At 61.2% G+C, this 25,927-nt stretch carries 29 protein-coding genes; 17 read left to right on the top strand and 12 right to left on the bottom strand.

The window, feature by feature from the left end:
* Nucleotides 1-130: 130 nt before the first annotated feature.
* The gene (locus Q5H89_RS20275) at nt 131-784 is read left to right on the top strand and encodes a hypothetical protein (RefSeq protein WP_305021178.1); all 654 of its coding nucleotides are present in this window, start codon (nt 131-133) and stop codon (nt 782-784) included.
* Between the two features lie 322 nt (nt 785-1,106).
* On the opposite strand, the gene Q5H89_RS20270 is transcribed toward Q5H89_RS20275, so the two are convergent.
* From Q5H89_RS20270 to Q5H89_RS20220, 11 genes are all read right to left on the bottom strand, one after another.
* Nucleotides 1,107-2,345, bottom strand: a complete 1,239-nt coding sequence (locus Q5H89_RS20270; protein WP_305021177.1) for a glycoside hydrolase family 28 protein — start codon at nt 2,343-2,345, stop codon at nt 1,107-1,109.
* 112 nt (nt 2,346-2,457) lie between these two features.
* On the bottom strand, nt 2,458-5,064 hold the full coding sequence (locus Q5H89_RS20265) for a multicopper oxidase family protein (RefSeq protein ID WP_305021176.1): 2,607 nt from the start codon (nt 5,062-5,064) through the stop codon (nt 2,458-2,460).
* 196 nt (nt 5,065-5,260) lie between these two features.
* Entirely contained in the window at nt 5,261-6,514 is a 1,254-nt protein-coding gene (locus tag Q5H89_RS20260) for an MFS transporter (protein WP_305021175.1), read from the bottom strand.
* Nucleotides 6,515-6,538: 24 nt separating this feature from the next.
* Nucleotides 6,539-7,057: a DsrE family protein gene (locus Q5H89_RS20255; RefSeq protein ID WP_305021174.1), complete on the bottom strand. Its 519-nt coding sequence runs from the start codon at nt 7,055-7,057 to the stop codon at nt 6,539-6,541.
* A gap of 90 nt (nt 7,058-7,147) precedes the next feature.
* Nucleotides 7,148-7,555: a DUF6691 family protein gene (locus tag Q5H89_RS20250; protein WP_305021173.1), complete on the bottom strand. Its 408-nt coding sequence runs from the start codon at nt 7,553-7,555 to the stop codon at nt 7,148-7,150.
* Between the two features lie 3 nt (nt 7,556-7,558).
* A complete protein-coding gene (locus tag Q5H89_RS20245; protein ID WP_305021172.1) occupies nt 7,559-8,122 on the bottom strand; it encodes a YeeE/YedE family protein in 564 nt (187 codons plus the stop codon).
* A gap of 30 nt (nt 8,123-8,152) precedes the next feature.
* Entirely contained in the window at nt 8,153-8,494 is a 342-nt protein-coding gene (locus Q5H89_RS20240) for a rhodanese-like domain-containing protein (RefSeq protein ID WP_305021171.1), read from the bottom strand.
* 39 nt (nt 8,495-8,533) lie between these two features.
* Nucleotides 8,534-9,889, bottom strand: a complete 1,356-nt coding sequence (locus tag Q5H89_RS20235; protein ID WP_305021170.1) for an MBL fold metallo-hydrolase — start codon at nt 9,887-9,889, stop codon at nt 8,534-8,536.
* A gap of 45 nt (nt 9,890-9,934) precedes the next feature.
* Nucleotides 9,935-10,753, bottom strand: coding sequence for a sulfite exporter TauE/SafE family protein (locus tag Q5H89_RS20230; RefSeq protein WP_305021169.1), 819 nt, complete (start codon nt 10,751-10,753; stop codon nt 9,935-9,937).
* 70 nt (nt 10,754-10,823) lie between these two features.
* Entirely contained in the window at nt 10,824-11,150 is a 327-nt protein-coding gene (locus Q5H89_RS20225) for an ArsR/SmtB family transcription factor (RefSeq protein WP_305021168.1), read from the bottom strand.
* Nucleotides 11,151-11,282: 132 nt separating this feature from the next.
* Nucleotides 11,283-12,752 carry a Fic family protein gene (locus Q5H89_RS20220; RefSeq protein ID WP_305021167.1) on the bottom strand — a complete coding sequence of 490 codons (1,470 nt, stop codon included), beginning with the start codon at nt 12,750-12,752 and terminating at the stop codon, nt 11,283-11,285.
* Between the two features lie 315 nt (nt 12,753-13,067).
* Here Q5H89_RS20220 and Q5H89_RS20215 point away from each other — a divergent pair, with 315 nt between their 5' ends.
* The 14 genes from Q5H89_RS20215 to Q5H89_RS20150 all read left to right on the top strand — a co-directional run bounded on the left by Q5H89_RS20215 (nt 13,068) and on the right by Q5H89_RS20150 (nt 22,089).
* Nucleotides 13,068-13,334: a hypothetical protein gene (locus tag Q5H89_RS20215; RefSeq protein WP_305021166.1), complete on the top strand. Its 267-nt coding sequence runs from the start codon at nt 13,068-13,070 to the stop codon at nt 13,332-13,334.
* A complete protein-coding gene (locus tag Q5H89_RS20210; protein WP_305021165.1) occupies nt 13,331-13,681 on the top strand; it encodes an ArsR/SmtB family transcription factor in 351 nt (116 codons plus the stop codon). The genes Q5H89_RS20215 and Q5H89_RS20210 overlap by 4 nt, the downstream gene beginning before the upstream one ends.
* Nucleotides 13,682-13,710: 29 nt before the next feature.
* Nucleotides 13,711-14,172 carry a DUF6428 family protein gene (locus Q5H89_RS20205; protein WP_305021164.1) on the top strand — a complete coding sequence of 154 codons (462 nt, stop codon included), beginning with the start codon at nt 13,711-13,713 and terminating at the stop codon, nt 14,170-14,172.
* An 87-nt stretch (nt 14,173-14,259) separates the two neighbouring features.
* Entirely contained in the window at nt 14,260-14,754 is a 495-nt protein-coding gene (locus tag Q5H89_RS20200) for a GNAT family N-acetyltransferase (RefSeq protein WP_305021163.1), read from the top strand.
* Nucleotides 14,755-14,767: 13 nt separating this feature from the next.
* Nucleotides 14,768-15,874, top strand: coding sequence for an ACR3 family arsenite efflux transporter (gene arsB, locus Q5H89_RS20195; protein ID WP_305021162.1), 1,107 nt, complete (start codon nt 14,768-14,770; stop codon nt 15,872-15,874).
* Nucleotides 15,875-15,909: 35 nt separating this feature from the next.
* On the top strand, nt 15,910-16,341 hold the full coding sequence (locus Q5H89_RS20190; protein ID WP_305021161.1) for an arsenate reductase ArsC: 432 nt from the start codon (nt 15,910-15,912) through the stop codon (nt 16,339-16,341).
* Between the two features lie 16 nt (nt 16,342-16,357).
* On the top strand, nt 16,358-17,443 hold the full coding sequence (locus Q5H89_RS20185; RefSeq protein ID WP_305021160.1) for an ArsO family NAD(P)H-dependent flavin-containing monooxygenase: 1,086 nt from the start codon (nt 16,358-16,360) through the stop codon (nt 17,441-17,443).
* Nucleotides 17,444-17,543: 100 nt separating this feature from the next.
* Nucleotides 17,544-17,726, top strand: coding sequence for a hypothetical protein (locus Q5H89_RS20180; protein WP_305021159.1), 183 nt, complete (start codon nt 17,544-17,546; stop codon nt 17,724-17,726).
* 86 nt (nt 17,727-17,812) lie between these two features.
* Entirely contained in the window at nt 17,813-18,682 is an 870-nt protein-coding gene (locus Q5H89_RS20175; RefSeq protein ID WP_305021158.1) for a DUF4238 domain-containing protein, read from the top strand.
* 30 nt (nt 18,683-18,712) lie between these two features.
* Nucleotides 18,713-19,672: a hypothetical protein gene (locus Q5H89_RS20170; RefSeq protein ID WP_305021157.1), complete on the top strand. Its 960-nt coding sequence runs from the start codon at nt 18,713-18,715 to the stop codon at nt 19,670-19,672.
* Nucleotides 19,673-19,884: 212 nt separating this feature from the next.
* Nucleotides 19,885-20,253 (top strand): hypothetical protein, encoded by a 369-nt coding sequence (locus Q5H89_RS20165; protein ID WP_305021156.1) that lies wholly within the window; start codon nt 19,885-19,887, stop codon nt 20,251-20,253.
* Nucleotides 20,246-21,280, top strand: a complete 1,035-nt coding sequence (locus tag Q5H89_RS20160; RefSeq protein WP_305021155.1) for a site-specific integrase — start codon at nt 20,246-20,248, stop codon at nt 21,278-21,280. Before Q5H89_RS20165 ends, Q5H89_RS20160 begins: the two co-directional genes overlap by 8 nt.
* A 66-nt stretch (nt 21,281-21,346) precedes the next feature.
* Nucleotides 21,347-21,718 carry a hypothetical protein gene (locus Q5H89_RS20155; RefSeq protein ID WP_305021154.1) on the top strand — a complete coding sequence of 124 codons (372 nt, stop codon included), beginning with the start codon at nt 21,347-21,349 and terminating at the stop codon, nt 21,716-21,718.
* The gene (locus tag Q5H89_RS20150; RefSeq protein WP_305021153.1) at nt 21,715-22,089 is read left to right on the top strand and encodes a hypothetical protein; all 375 of its coding nucleotides are present in this window, start codon (nt 21,715-21,717) and stop codon (nt 22,087-22,089) included. The genes Q5H89_RS20155 and Q5H89_RS20150 overlap by 4 nt, the downstream gene beginning before the upstream one ends.
* Here Q5H89_RS20150 and Q5H89_RS20145 read toward each other — a convergent pair.
* The gene (locus Q5H89_RS20145) at nt 22,086-23,123 is read right to left on the bottom strand and encodes a hypothetical protein (RefSeq protein WP_305021152.1); all 1,038 of its coding nucleotides are present in this window, start codon (nt 23,121-23,123) and stop codon (nt 22,086-22,088) included. The genes Q5H89_RS20150 and Q5H89_RS20145 overlap by 4 nt on opposite strands.
* 184 nt (nt 23,124-23,307) lie before the next feature.
* Here Q5H89_RS20145 and Q5H89_RS20140 point away from each other — a divergent pair, with 184 nt between their 5' ends.
* Together Q5H89_RS20140 and Q5H89_RS20135 are read left to right on the top strand one after the other, a co-directional pair.
* Nucleotides 23,308-23,583 carry a hypothetical protein gene (locus Q5H89_RS20140; protein ID WP_305021151.1) on the top strand — a complete coding sequence of 92 codons (276 nt, stop codon included), beginning with the start codon at nt 23,308-23,310 and terminating at the stop codon, nt 23,581-23,583.
* Entirely contained in the window at nt 23,558-25,927 is a 2,370-nt protein-coding gene (locus Q5H89_RS20135) for an AAA family ATPase (protein ID WP_305021150.1), read from the top strand. Before Q5H89_RS20140 ends, Q5H89_RS20135 begins: the two co-directional genes overlap by 26 nt.

The following is a 25,927-nucleotide window of genomic DNA, read 5'->3' as shown; positions in this document are numbered from 1 at the left end:
GCGCAGGGCTGCCAATCGCTGTTTTTTTCACTGCTAAAACCTTATCTGGCAAATTTTTGCATCTGCTGTCGGTCGCACGGACCTTGCCAGCAGAACGCTTTAAATTCACCTGATTTATTGGTCATCTGCTATGCGCTTTCAATCCCTGCTCGCTTTAGCTGTTTCCCTGCCTACGGGTAGGCTGGTGAAGTGCGCCCGCACCGGGCTTGCGGCTGTCATCGGGGTGCTGCTGAGTCAGTATTGCCAGGCCCAGGCCACGCCCGTAGCTGACCATCCTGGTGTCCTTACGCTCACGGGCGGCTACGGGGCCCCCTACGGGTGCGGGCTGGACTACGGCCGGCGGGTGGCTAAAAACCTGGAAGCTACCGTCGGTGCGGGCTATGACCTGAGCGGCTTCAAGGCGGGGGTCGGGGCCCGCTATTACTTGTTCTGGGGCGAGGAAACCCGCTTCGCCACCTTTTTCGGGGCCAATGTGGCTTACTGCGCCGGCCGCGAATCCATCACCCTTACCACCCACGAAGACCAGCTGTATTTCCACGACGAAACGGCGCAGATACGCATCAACCCGTGCGCGGTGGGCCGCCTGCGGGCCGGCCTGTACTGGCAGCCGGGCAAGCGCCTGGGCATCACGACTGCGCTGGGTCACGGGCTGGTTCTGGGTGCCGACCCCGTTCAGTACCTGAGCACGGCCTATCCTTCCGATGGGATGAAGGCCGTGGTGGCGACGCGGCGCCCCAACAGCTTGGAGCTTTCCCTGGCCGTCTCGATGCGCCTGGGCCGGTAGGTGCTCCGCAACGCGGCTGCCGGAGCCGCCTGAAAGTCCGGCTCATTATAGAAAAGCGGGTGGCCCCAGCCAGTAGCCGCGCGGGCCGCTTAGGGGTAGACGCTAGGTCTCCATCTCGCGCCGGCGCCTCCGAAAGGGCTACCAATGACCAGTATCTGGCGCGGCAGCTGCTAGCCGCCTGGCGAGCCGACGAGCCGCTGCTCAGCACCTGCTGAATTTTTGCCGCGCCTACAAGCAAGCTGCCCGCGGCCCGGGCGACACGCGGCCCGGCTGCGATTCAAAACCAGATGCGCCGCAAGTTGGTCTGACTTAAAGGAATCACCTAAAAGCCCGTGCCCTGGGCGTTGGTGGCCAGCACGGGCGGGCCGCTGGCCGTGGTGATGGTGTAATTGCTCATGGCCACGCCGGTGGCGTTTTGCAGCACCAGGCCGGTTTGGGCCGCGATAGTGAGGTGCGAGAGCGTCAGGTTTTGGATGGGGGCGGCGGCCAGGCCCACGAGGCTACCGGCGTTTTTGGCCCCGGTGGCGGTGAGCTGGTCCACGGTCATGCCGCTAACCTGGGGCACATCGGTGGGGTAGCCGTTATTGGGGTTGAGGGCATAGGCCATGTTGATGAGGAGCGGGTTGGGCACGCTCGTCAGCGTGAGGTTGCGGTAGCTCACGTTCTGAATCAGCCCGCCCAGGCCCGGCTCCGACTTGATGCGGATGCCATTGGTAGTGCCCGTGAAGGTGCAGTTGCTCACGGCTACGTTGCGCACCCCCGACGAGGTTTCGCTGCCGATGCTCAGCCCGTGCCCATTCAAAAACGTGCAGCCCGTAATGGTCACGTTCTGGCAGGCCCCGGCCAGCGCCCCGCTCACCCGGCCGCCCTTGATGGCGATGTTGTCGTCGCCGGTATCAATGAGGCAATTCGTGATGGTCACGCCGTCGCAGTTGGCCGGGTCAATGCCGTCGGTGTTGGGCGAGGTGGCGGGGGCCTTGATTTTTACCTTGGTAATCACCACGTTCTGGCACTGGCTGGGCACCAGGTGAAACGAGGGCGAGTTGGTGAGCGTGAGCCCGGTTACGGTCAGGTTCTGGCAGTTGGCGATGCCGATGAGGCGGGGCCGCACCAGCGCGCTATTGGCCTGGAAGGCCGCCCACCACGCCGCCCCGTTGCCGTCGATGGTGCCCGCCCCGGTCAGGCCCACGTCGTGGATAGCCGTGCCGGGGCCGTTGAGCAGGTTCACTACCTTACCGGCCACCGTGAAGTCGGCCATCGTGGGCGAGGCCAGCAGCGTGGCCAGCGTGTCGAGTTGGAGCGTGACGGCGCTCTTCAGGTACACCGGCCCCGTGGTGTAGGTGCCCTTGCGCAGCACCAGTGTGCCGCCCCCGGCCGCCGCGCACGAGTCGATGGCCGCCTGCAGGGGTAGGGCCTGGTTGGTGCCGTTGGCGGCCAGGCGCAAGTAGGCAGTGTGGGCGGGTAGCGTAGGGGTAGGGGCGGGGACATCGGCGCTCCGGGTGCACCCGAACCCCAGCGCGGTAAGGGCCAGCATCAGCCTACTTGTGCAAAGGCGTTTCATAGAAGGACAAACCTAGCGGCTGGCCGTGAATGGCTTATGAATAAGCATTCAGCTGGGTCGGGGAGCGCAAACGTAGGGGCCCTCCCCGGCCCTACGTTCGCACGTCATTCCCCTAATAGATAATCTTCAGGCCCGCGCCCCAGCCGTAGTCGCTGTCGTAGCTACCCGACAGGGCCAGGTACTTGCCCACGATGTAGTAGGGGTTGATAGTGTACTCGCGGTCGGAGTTCACCATCAGGTCGGCGCGCAGGCGCTGAGTAATGGGCAGGCCGTCGCGCTCCAGTTGCAGGCGCAGCTTGCCGCCGCTGTCCAGGCGCAGGTCCGACCACACCAGCAGGGGCAGAAAGTAGCGCACGCCCACGCACACCACTTGGCGGTAGTCTTTGGAATTGAGGCGCTGGCCATTCTCGTCGCGCTTTTGCAGGCCGGGGTTGAGGTAGCGGCTGTTGTCGCGGAAGTCAAGGCCCGCATACACAGCCAGGAACTGCTTAGGCCCTAGGTAACGCTGCAGGTGCGTCTCGGTTTCGTAGTCGCCGTGCCAGTCGAAGCGAGCCTCCTGGCGCAGCAGCCAGTACGAGTTGCGCACGCCGCCCTGCAGGAAGGTGCCCTGGCTCTGCACCGTAGCCTCGGCGTAGGGAAAGAGCTTGCGGTCGGCCCCGATGAAGCGCGCGAGCAGCGCCGGGTTGTCGGTGCGCACCGAGTCGCCCTCGTAGTGAATGATGCGGGCCATGCCCGAATCGAGGTGGTAGAGCAGGTGGCAGTGAAAAAACCAGTCCTGGTACTCGTTGGCGTCGAACTCCAGCGTCACTAAATCCATGGGGGCCACGCTGAGCGTGTTTTTGAGCGGCGAGTAGGCGCCCTGCCCGTTGATGACCCGGAAGTAGTGCCCGTGCAGGTGCATGGGGTGGCTCATCATGGTGGTGTTGTGCAGCACGAAGCGCACCGTTTCGCCACGCTTAATCGCAATCTTGTCGGCATTCGAGAGCACGGTATTATTGATGCTCCACACGTAGCGGAACATGTTACCCGTCAGGTACAAGTGGATGGTGCGCACCGGCCGGTCGGCCGGGATGGTGGTCGGTTGCGGGGCCTTGAGCATGGTGTAGTCGAGCAGCGTTTCCTGTGGGAAAGCCGCTTGCAGCTGCCGGTGGCCCGTCACGAACGTGCCGAGCGGGGCCGCTTTCATGCCGCCCATGCCCGGGTTTTTGCCGCCCATGTCCATGCCGCCTATGTCACCTCCGCCACTGCCTATGGTGGGCTTGGTGGCAGGCATTTTCATTCCGGCCATCGCGGGCTTAGCGGCCGAGTCGGCGGGGGCGGCCTGGCCCATGTTCATGCCGCTCCTATCAGCAGATTTGGGGGTAGAACTGCTTTTGGCCATGCCACTCATAGGCATCGGGTTGGCTGACTGCGGGCCAGCATCCATCTGCATGCCGCCCATGTCCATCCCATCCTGCTTGCCGCCCATTTTCATGCCGGGGCCGGGGGGCGGGGGCGCGGTGCCGGCGGCCACCACGGCGGGGGCCGGGATGCCGGACGGGGCGCGGCCCATCTTCATGCCGGACATCTGGCGCATCATGCCGTTCATCTCCTGCACCAGCTGGTAGTAGTTGATGCGGGGCAAATCGGGGGCCGGGTGCGGCGCGCCGGTGCCCAGCAGCAGGCTGGTGTGGCGCGACATATCCCAGGAGGTGGCGCGCAGCTCGTACTGGCCGGAGCCGGGCGGGGTCACCTCCACGTCATAGGTTTCGGCGGTGCCGATGAGCAGCTTATCTACCTCCACGGGCTGCACGTCGATGCCGTCGGCGGCCACTACGCGCATTTTGCCGCCCCCAAACTGCACCCAGAAATACGAGGCCGCCGAGCCGTTGATGACCCGCAGGCGCACTGCCTGGCCGGGCCGGGCGGCGGGCAGCTGCTGGCTGGGCTGGCCGTTGGTGAGGTCGTGCTGGTAGTACACGTCGGCCAGGTCCATGCCGGGCATCCGCTTCCATTCCTGCCGCAGCTTGGTGCCCAGGTAGCCCTGCGCCAGCGCCCCGGCGTAGCTCTGCACCGAGCGGCGCTCGATGGCGTACCAGTCGGTTTCGCGTTTGAGCGAGCGCAGGATTTCCCAGGGCCGCTCGCGGGTCCAGTCCGAGAGCAGCACCACGTGGTCGGGCGTGGCCAGAGGGGTAGGCGGGTACACCACGATGGCCCCGTACTGGCCCAGCTGCTCGTTGAGCATGGTGTGCGAGTGGTACCAAAGCGTGCCGTGCTGCACCAGCGGGAACTTGTAGGTCAGCGTCTTACCCGGCCCGATGGGCGTGGTCGTGAGGATGGGCACCCCGTCGTACTGGTTGGGCAGCAGCATGCCGTGCCAGTGAAACGAGATGCTCTTGCGGCTGGCGTTGTGCACGTAAATCAGCGCCGTGTCGCCCTCGGTGAAGGTGAGGGTCGGGGCCGGCAGCTGGCTGTTGGTCACCAGGGCCCGACTGCGCACCCCGCCGATGGTGAGGGTAGTATCGGTCACGCGCAGGTGGTAGCGCACCAGGTGGCGGTCGGGGCGGGCCGCCGCGCCGGCCGGGTCGCTGTAGAGCGCCGCGTAGGCCGCCGGCCGCGCCTGCTGGGCGTGGGCAGTTTGGGCGGCCAGCCAGCTACCGAGTAGCAGCCCCGCCAGCCAGCGCCAGTATCGGGCAAGGAGCCGGACGTGGGCAAGCCCCGGGTGTAGTGATGAAGGCATCAGCAAAAGGGCGGGCCGCTATGGTACGCGGGCCCTGCCAGGGGTGTACTCCATTGCGGGCCAGCAGTTTTACTAAAATCACCCCCACAACGTGCATAATTTCCGCGCAGCGGTTCGACCTGCGCTGGAAAAGCCGAAAGCCTATCACCTTATTTAATCTCCTGATGCACAATATTATACGAACTAAACGACAGCGCTACCCCGGCCGCGCGCAGCTCGCCGCCGGGAGTAGTGCCGCGCCCACCTCCGGCAGACAGTACATGCGGCGGGCAATGACCAGCGCCGAAAGCACCGTGAGCCCCCCGATGGCTGCCAGCGCCGCCGATAGCCCAAAGGCATCCGCCAGCACGCCCGTGAGCAGGGCCCCCACGGCGTAGCCCGCGTCGCGCCAGAGCCGGAAAATGCCCACACTGCGCGCCCGTTGCGGGGCCGGCGCGTACTCGGCCACCGCCGCCAGAAAGGTGGGGTAGACCAGCGCCGTGCCCGCCCCCAGCAAGGCCGCCAGCCCCAAAAATGCGGCGCAGGAATCGGCCAAGAGCATGGCCAGCAGCACCGCGCCTTGCAGCAGCATGCCCGCAAACAGCAGGTCCTTCTTGCAAAAGCGGTCGGCCAGCGGGCCGGTCAGCAATTGGCCTACGCCCCACACCGCCGGGTAGAGGGCCGCCACGGCCCCAATCTGGCTGAGCGAAAAGCCCTTGCCCGCCAGCAGCAGCGGCAGCAGGCCCCACACCATGCCGTCGTTCAGGTTGTTGACGAGGCCCGCCTGCGTTACGGAGCCCAGGTTGGGGTGCCGCCAGCTCACGTCCCAGAACGAGAGGGGCAGCCCGACTGGCCCGGCTGGGGCCTGCGCCGCTTCGAGCGCCACGTGGGCGTGGGTATCGCGCACCAGCAAGCTGCCCAGCAGCCCCAGCCCCGCCAGCCCGATGCCCAGGTAGAAGGGGTAGGGCCGCAGCCCGTAGGTGCTGGCCAGCCAGCCCGAAGCCAGCGCCGTCGCCGCCACGGCCAGGTAGCCGGCCGACTCGTTCAAACCCATGGCCAGGCCGCGCCGCCGGGGGCCAGCCAAATCCATCTTCATCACCACCGTGCTCGACCAGGCCAGGCCCTGGTTGAGGCCCAGCAGCACGTTGGCCGCGATGACCCAGCCCCAGCTCGGGGCCCAGAGCAGCAGCAGCGGCACGGGCAGGCCGAACAGCCAGCCGATGACCAGCAGGTTTTTACGTCCCACCCGGCCCGCCCAGGCCCCGGCGTAGTAGTTGGCCACCGCCTTGGTCAGCCCAAACACGACGATGAAGGAGAGAATGGCCGAGCGCGCCACCAGGTGAAACTCCTGCTCGGCCAGCCGGGGCAGGATGGTGCGCTCCAGCCCTACCATGCCCCCCACGAAGGCATTGACCACCACGAGCAGCGCAAACTGCGGCCAGTTGGCGCGCAAACCCAGTTGAACCGGCATCGAAAAAGGGGGTGAAAACGGCCGTTACGGGTGCACCAGCACCCAGCCCTCGGCCTGGCGGATAATCAGCTCGCCGTTGCCGGTGGGCACGACCGACACGTAGGGCAGCAAGTCTGCCTTCGTCAGCTTGTAGGCCGTCAGCGAGTTCTGGCACTGGGCCAGGATGACGCCGGCCCGCTGCAATGCCAGCACGTCGGCCTCATAGGGCTGGCCCTGGCGAAAGGCCACGGTGCCCCCGCTGAACACCACCAGTTCCAGCTCCAGCTTGCCCTTCAGGCGCGGGTCGTTGAGGGCGTTCTGCATGTTATGCAGCGTTTTGCTGATAAGCTTGGGGTCGTCGCTGTCAAGCTGGTACACGGCGCGGTAGTGCGCCCTGGTGGCCGGCGCGCCCTCAAACCGGGCCGCTTTGGCCGCCACCGCCGCATCGGGTGGGGGTAGGGCGGGCGCGGGGCTCGCGGCGGGCGTGGGCATCGTTTGGGCCTGGGCGGTAAGGCCGCCGGCCACTAGCCAGCCGGCGGCTAGCCAGCGAAATAAGTGCTTCATCGGACGAGTGGGAATAAGGTAAAGCACCTCGACCAAATTGGTTTTAGGAGCTACACAAGGTTTGTACGCCAACCGGCGCGCCTAGCCTGGCTAGGGTAGTCTTTCGCGCAGGGCGCTATACGTCCAGGTGCCGGCCAGCGCGGCCAGTATCATCACGGCGGCGGCCGGCACGCCGCTGCCCAGTTGGGCAAATAGGGGGCCGGGGCACGCGCCCGTGAGCGCCCAGCCCAGGCCAAACAGGAAGCCGCCAATCCAGACGCCGGGACTGAACTGCTTGTCGGCCAGCTGGATTTCCTCGCCATTCAGCGTGCGCAGGTGGTAGCGCTTAATGAGCTGGATGGACACCATGCCCACCACGATGGCCGAGCCGATGACGCCGTATAGGTGGAAGGCCTGGAAGCGGAACATCTCCTGAATCCGAAACCAGCTCACCACTTCGCTCTTGGTCAGGATGATGCCAAACAACGTGCCCAGCACCAGGTATTTGAGGTTTTTCATGGCCTAGGAAAACAGCAGCGGATAGATAAACCAGGTCATCACCAGCCCGCCCGCGAAAAAGCCCACGACGGCCACCAGCGACACCCACTGCAAGTTGGAGAGCCCCGAAATGGCGTGCCCCGAGGTGCAGCCCCCCGCGTAGCGCGTACCAAAGCCCACCAGAAAGCCGCCCAGCACCAGGAATACCCAGCCCTTCCAATTCGCCAGGTTGTCCAAGGCAAATAGCTCCCTGGGCAGCAGGCCCGTGAAATCGGTGAGGTGCAGCTGCGTGCGCAAATCGTGCACCGTAGCGGCCGAAATGGCTACCGTGGCGGGGTGGCCCAGCACCCGGTAGCCCAGGAAGCCGCCCAGCGCAATGCCCAGCACGAACCACAGGTTCCAGGCCTGCGCCCGCCAGTTGTAAGTCAGAAATGGAATGCCAGCCGGCACGCAGGCCGCGCAGATGTGGCGTAGCGAACTGCTGATGCCCAGCGCCTTATTGCCCACGAGCAGCAGCGCGGGCACCGTCAGGCCAATCAAAGGGCCGGCCACGTACCAGGGCCAGGACTGGGACAGAAAATCAAGCATAAAAAGCGAATTTGTCGGGAAAGAGGCGGTTTAGGTAGTAGTCAGCGGTTCCGACCAGTCGAGCACGCCGCCGAGCAGGTTCGACACGTGCGCAAAGCCGGCCGCGGTGAGCTGCTTGGCCGCCTGGGCCGAGCGCGCCCCGCTGCGGCAGTACACGTAGGTGGGGTTGGCCGGGTCGAGGGCGGCCACGCGCCGGGCAAAATCGGGCGCCGTCACGTCGAGGTTTACCGCGCCGGGCAGGTGGCCCTGGGCAAATTCGTCGGGCCGGCGCACGTCGAGCAGCACCGCGCCGGGCTTCCGCACGGCGGGGCCAAACTGGGCCGGCGGCAGGTTGTGGTAGGCGGGCGCAGCAGCTTTTAAAAAGTCAAACATTAGCAGTAGCTGGGAAAATGAGGAGGTAGGACGAGCCTATTAGTGGGTCGCCGGGGCGAGTTGAAAGGACTTCACGGCCTCGCCCAAATCCAGCACTTCGGTGCCGGGCAGCGCGGCGGCCACGATGCTGCTGCCGGCCGCCGAGCGGTAGCCGCCGGCGCAGTGCACCACCACCGGCTTACCAGTCGGAATCTCGCCGGCCCGCTCGCGCAGCTCGGGCAGCGGAATATTCAGGGAGCCGGCGAAAATCGGCTCGTCGCGGTGCTCCACCGGGTTGCGGATGTCCACGATGGTGTACTGCGCCGGGTGCCGGCGGAATTGCTCCACATCCAGCACCGGCAGCGTGGCGTCGGGGGCCGGCGTGCCCACCAGGGCCCCCGCAATCAGCGGCTCGTAGCCGATTTTGGCGGCTTTCTGAATCAGGTCTTCCCGCGTCGCCTCGTCGGCCGCGAGCAGGTAAAACGACTCCTGCGGCCCCACCAGGGACCCTAGCCAGGTTTCGAACTTGCCGCCCTGCTGGATATTGATGGCCTCGGCGACGTGGCCCTGCTTGAAGGCAGCTTCGGGCCGCGTGTCCACTACCAGCATCCCGGCTGGCAGCGCGGTGCCAGGTGCCAGGCGCGGCACCTGCTGCACGCTGGGGGCGTAGGCGGGTGCGCCGGTTTTGTTGAGGGCTACGTCGTAGCCGAAGTACTTGGGAATGAAGGGCTGGTCGGCCAGCAACTCCTGCACGAAAGCTGCTTCGCTGAGTGGGCGCAGCATGGGGTTGCCGATTTTCTCGGCCCCGATGGAGCTGCTGTTGGCTCCGCTCAGTGCCTTGCCGCAGAGGCTGCCCGCGCCGTGGGCGGGGTATACCAGCACGTCGTCGGCCAGCGGCAAGAGCTTATTGCGCAGGCTGTGGTAGAGCTGCTTAGCCAGCTCCTCGCGCCGGGCGGTCAGGTTGCCGGCGTTTTCGCGCAGGTCGGGCCGGCCCACGTCGCCGATAAACAGGGTATCGCCGGTAAACACGGCCACGTCGCGGCCCGCGCGGCTGAGCACGATGCTGATGGAGTCGGGAGAGTGGCCCGGCGTATTGAGGGCCCGAAAAGCGAGCTTGCCGCTCGTGAAGGCATCGCCGTCGTCGAAGCCAACGTGCGGGTAGTCGGCTCCCAGCAGCCGGCTCACGCGGATGGTCGCGCCAGTGGCCCGGGCAATTTCCAGGTGGCTGCTCACGAAATCGGCGTGCGGGTGCGTCTCGATGACGGCCACGATTTTCGCGTCGTGGGCCTGGGCGTAGGCGTAGTAGGGCTGCGGATTGCGGGCCGGGTCGATGAGCACGATTTCGCGAGCGCACTCGCTGAGAATGGCGTAGGAGAAGTGGGCCAGGCCCTTATCCTCAAACTGTTCGATTTTCATGGGAAGCAACGGAAAAACGAGAAACTAAAAGCAAAGCCGGGGACGCTAGGCGTGGTGAAACAGCAGCTCCTTGGCCAGGATGAACGTGCCCATAGCCAGCGTAAACCAGCCGAAAGCCGGCTTGAGCTTGGCGCCCGGAATGAAGCGGGCCAGGTAAGTGCCCAGCACGATACCGCCCAGCGCGAAGGCCAGAAACCCCAGCAGAAACGGCCACGCAATGGGCGTACCCACGCTCAAATCGCCGGTGAAGCCGATGAGCGAGTTGAGCGCGATGATGGCCAGCGAGGTGCCCACGGCCAGCTTCATCGGCAGCCGTGCCCCCAGCACCAGCGCCGGGATAATGAGAAAGCCGCCGCCCGCCCCCACGAAGCCCGTGAGCGTGCCCACCACCAGCCCGATGCCCAGCACCAGCGGATAGTTAAGCGGCTGGTTGCTAGCCGCCTCCCCGGCAAAGTCGCTACCTGCCGGCTGGCGGCGAATCATGGAGGTAGCCGCCACCACCATCAGCACGGCAAAGGCTAGCAGCACCAGCAAGTCTTTCGTGACCACCAGACTGCCTAGCCGCAGCAGCTCGTGTGGCAGGCTGGGCATCAGTACCTTGCGCACCCCAAACACGGCGGCCAGCGAAGGCCCCAGAAACACCAGCGCCGTGGGCAGCGACACCAGCCCCTTGCGGAAATACCCCGCCGCCCCCACCACCGACGTGCTGCCCACCACAAACAGCGAGTAGGCCGTGCTCAGCACCGGGCTCACGCCCATCAGATACACCAGCACTGGCACCGTCAGAATGGAGCCCCCGCCGCCCATAATCCCGAGCGACAAGCCAATGAAAATGGCGGCGAAATAACCGAAATAAGGCAGCATAGCAGGCAGATTTAACACATGAAAACATGAACTTGTGTTCATGTTTAGGGGCAAAAAAAGGGCGTGGCAGTTACAGGAATGTGCAGTTAGCCAGACACTGAATAACGTCGATTACCTCGCGCATCTTCAGGGAGTAGTAGATGTTCTTGCCGCTGCGCGAGCTGCTGAGCAGGCCCTTGCTCTTCATGGCGGCCAGGTGGTGCGAGGTCAGCGACTGCTCGGCCCCGCCCAGACGCTCGCAGATGTCGCCCACCGCCAGGCTGTCGTGGGCTGCCAGCAGCTGCACGATGGCAATGCGCGTCGGGTGCGCGGTCGTCTTGAGGATAAAAGCCACCTTCTCCATCTTCTCGATGTCGAGGCCCATATCAACCAGCGGCGCAGTGGGGGTAGCGTTCATAGGATGGGACAAATGTATGAAAGATTTTTCATGTGTACAAGCTGGGAACGCTAAGCTTGTTACCCTTCTTCTGGTACTAGTGCCGTTCCGACTGGCCCAGCCGACATACTTTGCTTTCTTTACGTCCAATGACTACCAGCGCAGCTGCGAGGATACTTCCTTGAAGGCCTGCTGAGCCTCCAGCCGGGCTTTTACCGCCTCGTAAGAATCGGGCTGCAAATCAGCCACAAACTGCTGAGCCCCGCTCAGCATGCGGATGTACAGGCTCGGGTCGCTTTGCTGGCTCAGCCGGCGCAGGGCATCCAGGTAGCCTTCGCGGGCGTGCGTGGTCACGATGATGCGGCACTGGCCGGCGCTGACCAGCTCGGCATTCATCATCAGCCGGGCCAGGCGGCCGTTGCCGTCATCGAAAGGGTGCACCTCGCTGATGAGGAACATTATGAACATGGCCCGCGCCAGCGGCTCGCTTAGGTTGCGGTAGAGCTTGAAGCCCTCATGCAGGGTGCCGCGCACCAGGCCGGGGTCTACAAAGCTGGTCAGGCCGGCCTGATTGGCGTATTCTTTCCACTGGCCGGGGCGCTTGTCGGGACGGGCACGCATCAGCTGGGCGTGCCGCCGCTGCAAAATGGCCAGCAGGTCCTCCGCCGACTGCGGGACCACGCGCATCTCGGCCACGTTGCTGCACAACTGGTAGGTGCTCAGCACGTCGTGTGAATCGGCGTGCCGGCCGCTCACCAGCTGGCCGGTTTCCACGATGCGGTGCGCCTCATCCACCTGAAACTCGGTGCCTTCGATGAAATTGGAAAAGTAGGCCTCGAAGAACGCCACTGTGTAGAATGGGGGTGCCACGGGCGCGGGGTCCGGGCGCCGCGGTAGCACCGCCGCGTGCAGCGCACTGAGCAGCGTGGTAAACAGCGCTACCCGGCCGGCATCGAAGGGCAGCCCCAGCGCGCGGGCGCGGGCCACGGGCGAAGTCAGGATTTTACTGGATTGGGTGCTGAGCAGCGCGCCGGCAATGCGTTGCAGCACGGCTAGTTCTGTGGGCCAGTCCAGGGCCACCGCCACTTCGCGGGCCTGGTCGCGCAGGGCGTTCAGGCCTTCCTCACCCCGGATGCGCAGCACCATTTCCAGGCGCTCCTCCACGTTTTCCAAGGATAGTGCTTTGCTTACCCCGCCTTTGCGGACGCGGGCCGGCTGCAGGTTTTCCAGCAGGCCCCGGGCCTCCGACGCGAAGAGCAGGCTGCCATCTCCGAAAGGCGCATCGCTCGGCAGTGGGTCAGGCCCTTCCAGTAGGTGCACCACCAGCCCCGGCAGCTCCACGTTGCGGGTGTACTTATAGGTCAGAAACAGGTGCCCCTCGGCCGTAGGCTGGCCCTCTAGTTGCGAGCGGTGGCTGATGAGCGCGCCCGGAAACAGGTGCTGTACGACTGGTAGCCAGTTCTTGCGAATCAGCACTTCGGGCGCAGTGACTAAGTCCGACGAGTAAATGCGCGAGGCTACTTCGCGTAGCTCACCCCGCTGGCGGGCAACCCGAATCTGCCGGTTCTGGACCGGGTCAGAAGTGCCGAATACTAGCAAGGGCCAGTGTGCATTTTTTTCCATTAAGACGGAGCTGCTACAGCCGGATGCTCATTTATTTTGAATAAAACGCGAATTTACAACATTTTTTTAGATTAAAGAGCGACAAGCTGGCTTTCTCCCCACTAAGCTGCTTAAGGCGAGGCGGTGGGCTTACTCGCCAAAACCGCTAAATCGCAGGCTATCGATTAGGGCAATGAACCAATTGTTTTACCTGTAAATACTAAGCCAGCTTGCTCAAGCACGTATTCGAGCAAAAATGATTCCGCGTATGTCGTAAACTTACGTCATTATATGTCGTATATTTGCGACATACTTCCGGCTTTGCTTTTGACGCCTATGCCTTCCAACGCGGACACCTTGGTTCATCCCCTGCTGCGCGTGTTGCTCGAACGGGCGCTGCGCACCGAATGCCTCGTTCTGGATGGCCTGCGACTCCAGACCCAGGGCTACAACGGCCAACCCAGCGGCGGCGGCGAGGAACGCTTGCAAGCCGCCGAGCAGCGCGCCTACCAGCGCGCCGAAACCCTGCTCTCCCATTTGCTGGCCGCCACGGCTGCCGCGCCAGCCGCCACCCCCAACGCCCTTCCCGCTTCCTCCTCATGACCTACGCCAAAACCGCCGCCTTCACCGAAGAGCAGCAGCACTTAGCCCGCGTGGCCAAGGCCCTGGCCCACCCGGCGCGGGTGGCCATCATCCAGTTCCTGGCCAGCAAGCAAACCTGCATCTCCGGCGACATCGCCGCCGAGCTGCCCCTGTCCCGCACCACCGTATCTCAGCACCTACAGGAACTGAAGGCGCTGGATTTAATACGCGGCGAAATCGAGGGCCTCACCGTCTGCTACTGCCTCAATACGGAGCTGCTGAACCAAGTGCACCAGCAGTTCACCGCCTTTTTCATCGAGGCCACGAGCGGCGCCGCTTGCGGCCCCGCCGATGCGTGCGTCTGCTAATCCTCAATCAGTTAATTATTAATACCACCATGAAAATCTCCGAAATAAAGCAGGCCCTGGCCGAGTTGGAAGCCGTGAATTTCCGCCTGCCCACGGGCGAGTACCTGCCCGCGCATTTCCACGTCACGGAAGTCGGCTTGGTGAGCAAGCACTTCATCGACTGCGGCGGCGTGGAGCGGCGCGAAACCGTGGCCAACTTCCAGCTGTGGGAAGCCGGCGACTACGACCACCGGCTGGCTCCGCTGAAGTTTCTGCACATTTTGGATTTGTCGCAACGCATCCTGGGCACCGAGGACCTGGACATTGAGGTGGAGTACCAGCAGGCCACCATCGGCAAATTCGGCCTGACCCGCGAGGGCAACGATTTCGTGCTGACCGCCAAGCAAACGGCCTGCTTGGCCCAGGATGCCTGCGGCATTCCAGCGGCCCAGCAGTTTGCCCTGCCCCAACTGCAAATGGCCAGCTGCACGCCGGGCGGCGGGTGCTGCTAAAGCAGCCAACCGGTGTAGCGCTAAGCTTCCCAGTGGGTGCGCTACTCCTCCACTCTGCTCAAATTCTTCCCTTTTGCACCTTTTCATATGAAGCTGCAAGCTATGACTGCCGCGCAATGGCCTGCCGTGCGCGCCATCTACGAGCAGGGCATTGCCACCGGCAATGCCACGTTTGAAACGCAGGCCCCCGGGTGGGAGGCTTGGGACCGGGCGCACTTAACCCACAGCCGCCTGGTCGCCGTCGATGAGGCCGGCACGGTACTGGGCTGGGCCGCCCTCTCGCCCGTGTCGAGCCGCTGCGTGTACGGCGGGGTGGCCGAACTCAGCATCTACATCGCCGCCGCTGCCCGTGGCCAGGGCGTGGGCCAGCAGCTGCTGCGCGCCCTGATTACGGACTCAGAAGCTAACGGCATCTGGACGCTGCAAGCCGGCACCTTCGAGGAAAACCGCGCCAGCATTGGCCTGCACACGCAGGCCGGCTTTCGCATTATCGGGTACCGCGAGCGGATAGGCCAGCACCACGGCGTGTGGCGCAACACGGTGCAGATGGAGCGGCGTAGTCCCTCCGTTGGCGTCGCCTAACTCCCTACCGTATATGACAACCCTCAGCCAACCGCTTTCAGCAGCGCCGGCCCCCGCCGCGCTGGCCGAAAAGAAACTCTCGGGCCTCGACCGGGGCCTCACGCTCTGGATATTCCTGGCCATGGCACTGGGCGTGGGGCTGGGCTACCTCGTGCCCGGTATCAATGGAGCCATCAACTACTTCTCGGTGGGCACGGTGAACGTGCCGCTGGCCATTGGCCTGCTTCTGATGATGTATCCGCCGCTGGCCAAGGTCAAGTACGAGCAGCTACCCACGGTCTTCAAAAACACGCGCATCATTGGCCTCTCGCTGTTCCTGAACTGGATTCTGGGGCCGCTGCTCATGTTTTTCCTGGCCATCTGGCTGCTGCCGGACAAGCCCGCGTATATGATGGGCCTGATTCTCATTGGCATCGCCCGCTGCATTGCCATGGTGCTGGTCTGGAACGACCTGGCCGACGGCAGCCGGGAGTACGCCGCCGGGCTGGTGGCGCTCAACTCCCTCTTCCAGGTGCTGTTTTACTCGGTGCTGGCCTGGCTGTTCATCACCGTGCTGCCGCCCTACTTTGGCCTGAAAGGCCACGCGGTGAACATCGGCATCTGGGACATTGCCCGGAGCGTACTCGTGTATCTGGGCATTCCGTTTGCGGCGGGTTTTTTGTCGCGCACCGTCCTGCGCCGGCTGAAAGGCGACGCTTGGTACGAAAACGTGTACATCCCAGCCATCAGCCCGATTACGCTGGTTGCGCTGCTGCTCACCATCGTGGTCATGTTCAGCCTCAAGGGCGAAACTATCGTGCAGGTGCCGCTCGATGTGCTGCGCATTGCCCTGCCGCTGGCCCTGTACTTCGGCATCATGTTCGTGCTCAGCTTCGCGGCCGGCAAGTACCTAGGGGCCGACTACGCCGAGAATGCCAGCATCGCCTTCACGGCCACGGGCAACAACTTTGAGCTAGCCATCGCCGTGGCCATCGGGGTATTTGGCCTGAACTCGGGCCAGGCCTTCGCGGGCGTCATCGGCCCACTGATTGAGGTGCCGGCCCTGATTGCGCTGGTCAACCTGGCCTTCTGGTTTCGCCGCCACTGGTACGGCGGCAAATCGGTGGCTTCGGCCGCGTAACTCTTCTCCTCTTCCCCCTGCTTTTTTCCCTGCTTATGTCTGACAAGAAAAACGTGCTGGTGCTCTGCACCGGCAACTCCTGCCGCAGCCAGTTACTGCACGGCTACCTCGCCCAAGAGCTAGGCGAGCGCGCCACCGTGTACAGCGCCGGCGTTGAAGTCCACGGCCTCAACCCCCGCGCCGTGCGCGTAATGGCCGAGGACGGCGTAGACATCTCGCACCACACCAGCAACCACGTGGACGAGTACGCCACCGTGCCGTTCGATTACGTGATTACCGTCTGCGACCACGCCAACGAGGTGTGCCCAGTGTTTCCGTCGTCGGCCAAGAAGCTGCACTACAACTTCCCCGACCCGGCCAAAGCCACGGGCAGTGAGGAAGAAATCATGGCCCAGTTTCGCCGCGTGCGCGACCAGGTGAAAGCCTACGCCCACGATTTCGTGCAGGCGCAGTTCCAAGCCGCCTAGTGCCTGTTCCTACCTCATGGCTGATTTCACGACGGAGGTACTGGTAATGGGAGCCGGCCAAAGTGGGCTGGCCGTGGGCTACTACCTGCGGCGGGCGGGCCTCGCCTACGTGCTGCTGGATGACCAGGCACAACCGGGCGGGGGCTGGCTCCACGGCTGGAACTCGCTGCGGCTGTTCTCCCCGGCCGATGCCAGCTCGCTGCCGGGCTGGCTCATGCCGCGCCCGGCAACGGAAGGCTTTCCCACCCGCGACGCCGTGGTTGACTACCTCACGCAGTACGAGCAGCGCTACGCCCTGCCGGTACGGCGGCCCGTGCGCGTGGCTGGCGTGCGCCGGTCGGGCGAGGGCTTCGCTGTGCACACCGACGCCGGCACGTGGCAGGCCAGGGCCGTAGTGTGCGCCACCGGCAGTTGGAGCAACCCCTTCGTGCCGGCGTATCCGGGGCAAGCCGACTTCGGCGGGGTGCAGCTGCACTCGGCCCACTACCGGGATGCCGTGCCCTTTGCCGGACAGCGGGTGCTGGTGGTGGGCGGCGGCAACTCCAGCGCGCAGGTGCTGGCCGAAGTCTCGCGGGTGGCGAAAACGACTTGGGTGACCGAAAAGGAGCCCCGCTTTCTGCCTGATGACGTGGACGGCCGGGTGCTGTTTACGCAGGCCACCCAGCGCTACCACGCGGGCCAGGCAACCGCGCCACCGCCCACGCTCGGCGACGTGGTGATGGTGGACTCGGTGAAGGAAGCCCGGAGCCGGGGCGTGCTCCACAGCGTGCGGCCCTTTGCGCGCTTCACCCGCACGGGCGTAGTCTGGGCCGACGGGCGCGAGGAGGCCGTGGACGCGGTTATCTGGTGCACGGGCTTCCGGCCGGCCCTCTCATTTCTGGCGGACCTGGGGGTAGTGCAGCCCGATGGGCGGGTGGCCACGGCGGGCACCCGCGCTACCGAACTGCCGGGCCTGTGGCTGGTGGGCTACGGCAGCTGGACGGGGTTTGCCTCCGCCACGCTGATTGGCGTAGGCCGCTCGGCCCGGGCCACCGTGGATGAGATTCAAGCGTTTCTAGTGCCGGCCTCAGCCTCTTTGGGAACCGGGAGTCAGGTTTCTTAGCGGCGGCCGTTACCCCAACCTTTAGCCTGTCATCTCGGAATTCTTCTACCAAGCCAGCCGTTGAGGTTAAGAGAGTCTTTTCACCTCTCACCCGCCCAGTATGGCTACCAATAAACCCGCCGGTGACGGCCACCGCAACGGCGCAGTGCGCGGCCGTTCGCAAGTTTTCAACCCCGTCACGGAGCAGTTCGTGAAGCGGAACACTGCTAATGGCCAGTTCATGGACGTGAAGCAGGACGGCACCCCCTTTAAAGGTGTGCGCAAAGAGAAGGGAGGCAAATAGCGCTATTTCTACTCCGTCTTTTCTCCCGCAAAAAAGCGGCTCCGAAATAGGAGGCGCTTTTTTGTTTTAACTGCCGCCCATCGCTTATGCAGGTCTCGCGCCGACACCACTACATCCCCCAGTTCCTCATCAAGAACTTTGCAGATGAAGACGGCTTGCTCTATTTATTTGATAAACAATCGGGTAGAATAGCCAAGCAGCGACAAAGCCCGAAAGCTATATTCTTTGAAATGGACCGTAATACGGTTCTCTTCAACGGCCAGCCCAAAGACCACTTGGAAGCTTTGTATGCGGCCTTAGACGACAAGGCGGCCGCCGACCTGCAAAACGTTCTGCTATCCCGCAAGGCCTCCCCCGAAGAAGTCGTCAGCATTGTGGCGCTGGCCAGTTCCCTTAAATGGCGCGTGCCGGCAAGCGACGCCCAGTTTGGCCGGCTGAAAGAGGAAGTAAGCCTAGCCGACTTGCAGGCAGAAATCCGGCCCATCGACCAGACCCAGTCGGTGGACCAGAACGCCCTGAATCAGTTAGTGGCTTCGAATGCTATCAAAGAAGCCAAGCGGATGCTGCTGCCCTTGCTGCCGTTGTTTGACGAGGCCAAGCTTGCCGACATTCACGCCAGCTGGTTTATTCACTCGCACGCGGATGAGCGGTTTCCGTCCATAATTGGAGACTGCCCCCTGCTGGAAAAGCCTAACGTCGACTACAGCAAGCTGGAAGATTTCATCTTTCCGCTAAGCTCAACCGACACGTTTATTTATAAGCACGGGGCTCAGAAGCAGATTAAAAGCCCTCTTTTTACGATTCAGAAGGACCTGGCTACCCTCCACTACTCCGCGCGTTACGTTGCCTGCCAGAGCAGAACACATCTGGAAAACACCGTAAACATGTACCGCGTGCTGCAAGCCCAACAGCAGGTAGGCCAGCTCACCAAGTTTTTGTTTGACTTAATCACCTAACCTAGCCAGCCCTAAGCTCCCACGGAAATCATGGCCAAAATAACTGCTGACAGCCTTGTTGATGAGGCTTTTGAACTCCTGCAAGCGAATACGCCGGTTGCGACGGTCAAAGCGACGCTAGGCACTGACAGCACCATGTGGAGCAAGGTGAGTTCGCTGGTGTATGAGAAGGCCAAGGCCGAAGCGCGAAAGGAGCGCGACCAGGATGCCCAGAAACCCCATGTGTCTACCACATCTAACGCGGACATAACGGCTCTGCTGGCGCTAAATCAGCAATTAGCGGATTACGCTCTGCTGGCTCCGCCTACCATAACGGTGGCTGAGTTCAGAAGAATCGAACAGCTCGCCGCAGAGCTACCGGCCTCCGAGTCTGCTATGCTGGACTTCTTGGGCACCATCTTCACCTCGCCCAAGATGTGCGCCATCCTAAAGCAAGGGGTTGAAAACTTCCCCGCTTTTCACCATTTTGCCCCGTTGGTAGAAGCGGCTATTGTCGCCTACTACCAGCAGAATTATATCAGCGCTTTTCTTACGTTGGTTCCCCTCGTAGAGGGCCTGATTCTGCGCTGGGATGGGTTTGACGGCACTGGCCCCGAACCCAAGCCCGACTTTGAGACCATCCGCAAGTATGTTGGCAACTCCTACCTCCGCCAGCCAAACCCTGGCAATGTGCTTTTCCACGATGTCTACGTGAAGGCCAGCCAAGCTATTTTGACCAAGCACTTGTATCTGAACTCAGGTACTGGCACTGCCTACGCCCACTTTAGCCGGCACTTGGCTGCGCACTTACTCAGCAATGCGCCTTTCGCTACCCAGCCCAACTGCATCCGGCTATTTATCCTGCTTGATGCCTTACTCATCGTGTATACCTACGAAACGAAGCCTAGCAAAGACCCGCGTTTTCAGGTGGACGAACAGGCCTTGCAACGGGACGTGCAGCGGTACCTGCATCTCTTGATGCAACAGCATCTGTTTCGCAGCGCGACGTAGCAGCCGCTAGCTTGTACCATTTGGCAGGCGCGCATGACCGGGGTTAAAATGGAGTCAGCGTGGTAGTCCCTGCGCTGATTCCATTTTCTTCAATCGCTCTTTGAAACACTATTTTCAAAAGCGAAACTTAGGAACCATAAGCCTTACTTATCGGCCCTAAACTCTCTGTATCTTTACCACATCCCACAACTACCTTTTTGCAATTGCAAAATATGCTGTACCAAGTCGACACTGCTTTGCTGGCCTCGCTGGTTCGCACGAAGCGCGCTACCCAGACCTTGCGCGAGGCAGCCGAGGAAATCACCCAGACCATCGGCCCGGTCAGCGTGGGTACGCTACTTCGGGTCGAGCAACAGCGCGTGCCCGACCTGCCGGTATTCCTGCACTTTTGCAACTGGCTCGACGTGTCGCCGGCCCGGCTACTGTACTGCGCCGCCGCGCCGGTGGCGGCACCTGCCGAAACCACGGCGGCGACGGTAGCACGGCTGCTGCGCTCCAACCGCCGCTTGGAGCCGGCGATGGCCAACGTTCTTGCCAATATGGTTGAAGCAACCTACATCCAACTGGCCACCCATGAGTAAGCAGCAACCAGAACCAAAGGGAGAAAAAGGCTTGGTGGTCGTTGACCCCGGCCGGCCGGCCCTGGCGCTGGCTGCCGACCTGGCCAGCCGCGTGGCTCCCAACGTTGAGCGGTATTTGCTGCGTGGCCTCGAAGGCGCGGATAATACGCGCCTGGCGTATTCGGCCGACTTGCGCTCTTACGAGGCCTATTGTGACTTGCACCAGTTCGCGCCCTGGCCCGCCGCCCTGGAAACGCTGGCCAGCTACGTGGCTCACCTGGCCGATGTGGGCCGCAAGCTGGCCACCATCAATCGGCACCTGGCCGCCATTGAGAAGAACCACCAGCTGCTCGGGCTGCCTTCGGCCATCAATGCGCCTGCGCTCGATGTGCTGCGCAAGGGCGTGGCGCGCGAAATTGGCAAAAAGCAGAAGCAGGCTCCGGCTTTCTCCGTGCCGCACCTCAAGCGTACCATTGACCGGCTGGACCTCTCGCGCCCCGATGGGCTGCGGGCGCGGGCACTGCTGCTGCTCGGGTTCGCGGGCGCTTTCCGGCGCTCAGAACTGGTCGACATTAATCTGGAGCACCTGGAAATGGTACATGATGCGACGGATGAAGTCTTGGTCATCACTCTGCCCAAAAGCAAAGCCAACCAGGCGGGGGAAGTCGAGCAGAAAATCATCTTTTATGGCGAAAACCCGGCTTATTGCCCCATTGGAGCTTACAATGCCTGGATAGCGCAGCTCGGAGGCCGCACCGAGGGTCCGCTGTTTGTATCGCTCAAACGGAGCCGGCCGGGCGAGCCGGGCAAGCCCACGGACAAGCGCCTGGCCGACCGGCGCGTGAACCTGCTGGTGAAAGAGCACCTGGGCGCGAAGTATTCCGCGCACTCCCTGCGGGTATCGTTTATCACTACTTCCAAGCTGGCTGGACAGAGCAATGACTTTATTAAAAACCAGACCAAGCAGAAGACAGACGCTATGATTAGCCGCTACACCCGGCTTGATGACATCATCAAGTATAATGCAGGCCGCTCCCTGGGGCTATAGCCATGCAGATAGTATCCTCGAACTGTTGCCCTCAGTTCAATCGCAGTTGTTTCGCACATTTACAAAATGGAACACCTGCTCCAGCCCCGGCACCCGCTTGATAAGTATCACCAGTCGCAGCTGGAATTCCTGGCCGCGCTGCCGGAGGAACAGCGTGTGGAGCACGCCCGCCTGTTCCGGCTGGGCAATGCCAGTTACCGCTACCAGCAGCAGGCCGTGGGCGAAATCACCGAAGCCGACTACCTAGACTGGCTCGAAGGCTTGCCCGCCAACATGCGCCGCGTGGTCGAGCAGGAAGGCTTCGAGCAAAGCAAAAGCAGCCTGGCGCTACGCCGACACACGCTGGAACGGCGCGACCAGGGCTATTCTGCCTTCATGCACGCCATCCTGTCGCCCGAGGACTGGGCCTATCAACAAAGCATAATCACGGAATCATGAATTGCCCTGCTCCCCTGGCTGTGGCGCTGCAAGCAGTGGCGGCCGGCCTGTCCGACGCCAGCAACCACTATTTTTTGAAAGCGAACTACTACGACCACGTTGAAGACGACGACGATGACCCGGCGCGGTGGTGGCTGGCCGTTATGTGGCTCAACGAGGAGACGACCCGCAACTTGGAGTTAGGGGCCGATGAGTTGCAACTGGATGTGCTCCTCGACGGCCGCCGCCTCACCGACTGGACGCGGGTGAGCATTCCCTACTCCGAAGTCTGGGACGTGCTGCACCAACGCACGAAGGGTAGCCCCAACCCCAATGGCTGGGCTACCCTCTATTATGACCACGCGGCCATGCGCATGCCCCCCGTGGGTTAGGTCAGCGCCAGCGTGGCCAACTGGTGAAACGCGGCCTCGTCCAGCCGGAACCGGTCGCTGATGGAAAGCGAACTGCGGCTGTTGAACAACGCGTGGTTCACGGCATTGTAGGCCAGCCATAGATTGGCCGGGGTTTCCAGCATTCTCATTTCCTCGGCCAGGCGGTCCATCGCATTGCGGGCCAGCATTTTCGGCAAGCCGCTTTCGGTAATGACCGTGGCCAGGTTTTCGGGCGTCGGACGTTTGGCCAACTCTTTATAAACCCCGATAGTAGGAGTAAGCGAGTTCGTCTGGTTCTGGAAAGTGGTGAATATGCTGGCCAGCTGCTTTTTGAACACTTCTATGTTGAGCCCCTTGTGGTGAAACTTCTTATCCACCAGCACTTCTTGCTCGCGCTGCACCTGGCGGCCCGTTAGCACGACCAGCTCGGCATCCTTAATTTTAAGTGCGTCCTTAAACTTCTTTGGTTTGCCGTTCAACAGCCAAGCCAGGTATTGGTCGAAGCTCATATAGTCATCGGCCCAGCCCATCAGGCCATTGGTGCACACCTGCCGGTAGTAGCTCACCCGCATTTTCGAGGTGGTGCCCGTCTCAATGTGTTCCTTCAACGCCGTGCCTTGCAGCGAAAACGGCGTTTTGCCTGAATACGAGTTATTAATAATCATTGACTTATAAAGCCGGTCCACCACTTTGGTGTTCGCCGACGCCGAAGCGATATTGACTTCGTCGGGCAGAATCAAGTTGATGGAAAACTCCCCCTGGGGCGTAAAGCTGGCATCAATGGTATGCCCCGGTAGGTACAGTTCAGCAGCCTCGCGCAGCACCTCGTTTTTAATCAGGCTGTACTCGCTGCTCTGCATGGCGAAGATGTTCTTCGTCCCATCCGGCAACTCCCCTACGATGGCCTGCTTACGGTCCGTGGGCACAATGCGGTAGCCAGTCGGGAGTAGGGTTTCTAACGGTACGGCGGCGACGGGAAAACAAAGGGCATCCCACGTTTGGGACCGTTCCAGATTGATGCTTTGCTGGCTCATGACAGAAAGAGGGCTAGTTAATGCACTAAATTACAATTGCTTTTTTACAATTGCAAAAAAGCAATTGTAAAATAATATATTCTTTTCGCTGGCGCTGCCGCTTATAACATAAGACACCGTGAAGTTGACGCCTGATGTAATATCTTCAACTGCCCAATTGTCTGCTTGGTAGAAATTACCAAGAATGGACACATTTGTCCTTCGTTCTAATTCAGAAATGTCCGAGCCATCATCTAACTCGCCTTTCCCGCCACAAACTGCTAATGCAGAGCTAGCTGCTCAAATTGTAGCAGCTTTACGTGCGGCTGATTTTATTGGTATTTCTGATGAGAAGGCGGTGGCAGCCTTACTTAACTCCCAAACGGTAAAAGCGGGTGATTGGCGTAGCCTGCTCGAAAAGCACCTTACTCCTACTACTACTATAGCCACTGACCATGCCGCACCGAATCAAGGAGCTTAAACTCACCCACTTTCGGGGCGCAACTCAACCTGTCACGATACAGTTTGACCCGAAGAAAGCCGTTGTGGTCATATTTGGTGAAAATGGCACTGGCAAATCCACAGTTGTTGATGCCATTGATGCTGTTGGCAATGCCTCTTTTGGGTCTCTGGACCGAGAAGGTGTTCGGCCAAACCCGCACAAATACGTTTCTTCCATCAACCGCACCGCACGGTCATTGGAAGTGGAACTGACAACTGCTATTGGCCATACATGGAAAGCTACTATCAGTGGCAAGAATGTCGTCGTAGCGGCCGGAACCGATGGTAGCTTTCTACCGGGGATACTTGTATTGCGCCGCCGTGAGTTGTTAAAATTGATTGAAACTCAACCAGCGAAGCGATATGAGGCTATCAAAAGCTTTATCGACGTGGCAGAGGTTGATAAAGCAGAGGCCGCTCTTCGCAGCGATTTAGTGGCTGTAGACAAGCAATTTGGCAATGCGAAGGCAGCTCGCGACCAAGCACAAAAATCTTTGCACGCTTTCTGGGAGCAGGAGAAGCAGGCGCACGAAACAGAAGCTGAGTCGCTAGGTTGGGCCGAGCAACGCATTGCCGAAGATTTGACTGCCCTTGAAAGTCAGGCAGGCCATTTGGAAACGCTCCTTATCGGTATCCAGACGCTATTAACCGCTACTGCCAGCTGGCAACAAGCACATGAAACCCGTGACGATTGGACACTGAAGGTAGAAGCCGCGAAGGCGAAGCTAGCTGACACAAACCGTAGTGAAGATACGCGCCGGACTGACCTTATTGGCCTGCTCACTTCAGCCAAGAAATACTTGGCTCCTCCTGCTGCTCCCACTAGCTGTCCCTTGTGCGCCAATGACGTACAGGCCGAATCCCTGCGGCAACGCATAGAGGACCAACTGCACCAACTTCAAAGTGCCAGTGAATTGCTGCAGCTAGTTAACAGCACGCAAAACAGTTATAAGCGCGCAGCAGATGATTGTGACCGGTGTAATCAGGATGTATTAAGCCAATTTCGGAAGCTAGCCACGCACTTAGCCGCTCACGAGCCGGCAGCTGTGCAAGCGTTAAATATTAATTGGAAAGAGCTTGCTTTCGAACTGCAAACGGCTGCTACAAGTGACGTTATCAGCGAACAAGCGACGGACCTTGCACAGCAACTATGCGCTGAAAGTCCGGTAGTACAGCAAGCACTGGATTCTTTGCGTCAGCGGCTCACCTTGCACGACAACATTAAAGTGCAAGCTGATTTATTAAAAGACAGCACGAAGAAAGCTGCTGATTTGGGCCAAGTGGTGGAAAGGCTTACCAAAACTTGCCAATTGGTAGTAGATACCCGCCGGGAGTTTGTGCAGACTATTCTGGATGGAATAATCGAGGAAGTAAACCGGCTATTTGCTGCTATTCATCCAGGAGAGAAGATTGGGTTACATCGTCTCGAAATGGATGAAGTGAAACGGTCTTCACTTGAGCAGCACGCTCGATTTGAGGATGCCTCCGAGGTCATCCCACAAGCCTATTTCAGCGAATCTCACCTTGATACATTCGGCTTTTGCCTGTGGCTAGCCTTGGCTAAGCGACTAAATCCCAAGCAACTGGTGCTTGTGCTAGATGATGTATTCACGTCTGTCGATACCCAGCATTTTCAACGAATCTCTGAACTACTGGCTGACGAAGCCCAGTATTTTCAACAGCTTATCATTGCGACTCATAACCGGCGTTGGCATGACCTCTATCGGCAGAACAGTGCTGGCGCGCATCTTATCAAGCTTGAAAGCTGGACGTTAAATAAAGGGCTAAAACCCTACGAGGACCAAACATTGATGGCCGCGCTAGCCGAAGCGCTGGAGGCTGAGCCTTTTGATAGACAAGCAGTAGCCTCACAAGCTGGTATTGTGCTTGAGACTGTGTTAGATAGATTAGCGCTTGCCTATGGATGCTTGTTGCCGCATAAGCATGGCAACTCTTACACATTGGGCGAACTGCTGTTTAGCACCGGTAAGCTATTACAAAAAGCGACTATTATCCGCATTGACCGTGATGTGCACGGCCACCCTGTATTGCCTAACAACTGGTCTGAAATTCAATTGAATGACTTATTCCAGACAATCAATGGGTTGACGTTCATTCGCAACGAAGTCGGAGCCCATTTCAGTCCTTCTGGCGCTGATTTGTCTAATTCCGATGTACGCACCTTTGGGGAAGCAGTGCTGGCATTTGCGCAAGCTCTCTCTTGTCCGACTTGCGGGTACCTGCCTCAAAAAGAGCGAGATGACCACCGCAGCTGCCGCTGCCCAAAGTATCAAACGCAATTGCGCCCCCTTAACCGCCCTTAG

The sequence above is a fragment of the Hymenobacter cheonanensis genome (genome assembly GCF_030581075.1).
In the GTDB taxonomy this organism is placed as follows: Bacteria; Bacteroidota; Bacteroidia; order Cytophagales; family Hymenobacteraceae; genus Hymenobacter.
The sequence above is the reverse complement of the archived record's forward strand: the minus strand, read 5'-3'. Positions and strand labels throughout refer to the sequence as shown.

Excerpts from the sequence above, each read along its gene's own strand:
- Q5H89_RS20275 (WP_305021178.1), top strand. The coding sequence starts at position 131 with ATGCGCTTTCAATCCCTGCTCGCTTTAGCTGTTTCCCTGCCTACGGGT.
- Q5H89_RS20270 (WP_305021177.1), bottom strand. The coding sequence starts at position 2,345 with ATGAAACGCCTTTGCACAAGTAGGCTGATGCTGGCCCTTACCGCGCTG.
- Q5H89_RS20265 (WP_305021176.1), bottom strand. The coding sequence starts at position 5,064 with ATGCCTTCATCACTACACCCGGGGCTTGCCCACGTCCGGCTCCTTGCC.
- Q5H89_RS20260 (WP_305021175.1), bottom strand. The coding sequence starts at position 6,514 with ATGCCGGTTCAACTGGGTTTGCGCGCCAACTGGCCGCAGTTTGCGCTG.
- Q5H89_RS20255 (WP_305021174.1), bottom strand. The coding sequence starts at position 7,057 with ATGAAGCACTTATTTCGCTGGCTAGCCGCCGGCTGGCTAGTGGCCGGC.
- Q5H89_RS20250 (WP_305021173.1), bottom strand. The coding sequence starts at position 7,555 with ATGAAAAACCTCAAATACCTGGTGCTGGGCACGTTGTTTGGCATCATC.
- Q5H89_RS20245 (WP_305021172.1), bottom strand. The coding sequence starts at position 8,122 with ATGCTTGATTTTCTGTCCCAGTCCTGGCCCTGGTACGTGGCCGGCCCT.
- Q5H89_RS20240 (WP_305021171.1), bottom strand. The coding sequence starts at position 8,494 with ATGTTTGACTTTTTAAAAGCTGCTGCGCCCGCCTACCACAACCTGCCG.
- Q5H89_RS20235 (WP_305021170.1), bottom strand. The coding sequence starts at position 9,889 with ATGAAAATCGAACAGTTTGAGGATAAGGGCCTGGCCCACTTCTCCTAC.
- Q5H89_RS20230 (WP_305021169.1), bottom strand. The coding sequence starts at position 10,753 with ATGCTGCCTTATTTCGGTTATTTCGCCGCCATTTTCATTGGCTTGTCG.
- Q5H89_RS20225 (WP_305021168.1), bottom strand. The coding sequence starts at position 11,150 with ATGAACGCTACCCCCACTGCGCCGCTGGTTGATATGGGCCTCGACATC.
- Q5H89_RS20220 (WP_305021167.1), bottom strand. The coding sequence starts at position 12,752 with ATGGAAAAAAATGCACACTGGCCCTTGCTAGTATTCGGCACTTCTGAC.
- Q5H89_RS20215 (WP_305021166.1), top strand. The coding sequence starts at position 13,068 with ATGCCTTCCAACGCGGACACCTTGGTTCATCCCCTGCTGCGCGTGTTG.
- Q5H89_RS20210 (WP_305021165.1), top strand. The coding sequence starts at position 13,331 with ATGACCTACGCCAAAACCGCCGCCTTCACCGAAGAGCAGCAGCACTTA.
- Q5H89_RS20205 (WP_305021164.1), top strand. The coding sequence starts at position 13,711 with ATGAAAATCTCCGAAATAAAGCAGGCCCTGGCCGAGTTGGAAGCCGTG.
- Q5H89_RS20200 (WP_305021163.1), top strand. The coding sequence starts at position 14,260 with ATGAAGCTGCAAGCTATGACTGCCGCGCAATGGCCTGCCGTGCGCGCC.
- arsB (WP_305021162.1), top strand. The coding sequence starts at position 14,768 with ATGACAACCCTCAGCCAACCGCTTTCAGCAGCGCCGGCCCCCGCCGCG.
- Q5H89_RS20190 (WP_305021161.1), top strand. The coding sequence starts at position 15,910 with ATGTCTGACAAGAAAAACGTGCTGGTGCTCTGCACCGGCAACTCCTGC.
- Q5H89_RS20185 (WP_305021160.1), top strand. The coding sequence starts at position 16,358 with ATGGCTGATTTCACGACGGAGGTACTGGTAATGGGAGCCGGCCAAAGT.
- Q5H89_RS20180 (WP_305021159.1), top strand. The coding sequence starts at position 17,544 with ATGGCTACCAATAAACCCGCCGGTGACGGCCACCGCAACGGCGCAGTG.
- Q5H89_RS20175 (WP_305021158.1), top strand. The coding sequence starts at position 17,813 with ATGCAGGTCTCGCGCCGACACCACTACATCCCCCAGTTCCTCATCAAG.
- Q5H89_RS20170 (WP_305021157.1), top strand. The coding sequence starts at position 18,713 with ATGGCCAAAATAACTGCTGACAGCCTTGTTGATGAGGCTTTTGAACTC.
- Q5H89_RS20165 (WP_305021156.1), top strand. The coding sequence starts at position 19,885 with ATGCTGTACCAAGTCGACACTGCTTTGCTGGCCTCGCTGGTTCGCACG.
- Q5H89_RS20160 (WP_305021155.1), top strand. The coding sequence starts at position 20,246 with ATGAGTAAGCAGCAACCAGAACCAAAGGGAGAAAAAGGCTTGGTGGTC.
- Q5H89_RS20155 (WP_305021154.1), top strand. The coding sequence starts at position 21,347 with ATGGAACACCTGCTCCAGCCCCGGCACCCGCTTGATAAGTATCACCAG.
- Q5H89_RS20150 (WP_305021153.1), top strand. The coding sequence starts at position 21,715 with ATGAATTGCCCTGCTCCCCTGGCTGTGGCGCTGCAAGCAGTGGCGGCC.
- Q5H89_RS20145 (WP_305021152.1), bottom strand. The coding sequence starts at position 23,123 with ATGAGCCAGCAAAGCATCAATCTGGAACGGTCCCAAACGTGGGATGCC.
- Q5H89_RS20140 (WP_305021151.1), top strand. The coding sequence starts at position 23,308 with ATGGACACATTTGTCCTTCGTTCTAATTCAGAAATGTCCGAGCCATCA.
- Q5H89_RS20135 (WP_305021150.1), top strand. The coding sequence starts at position 23,558 with ATGCCGCACCGAATCAAGGAGCTTAAACTCACCCACTTTCGGGGCGCA.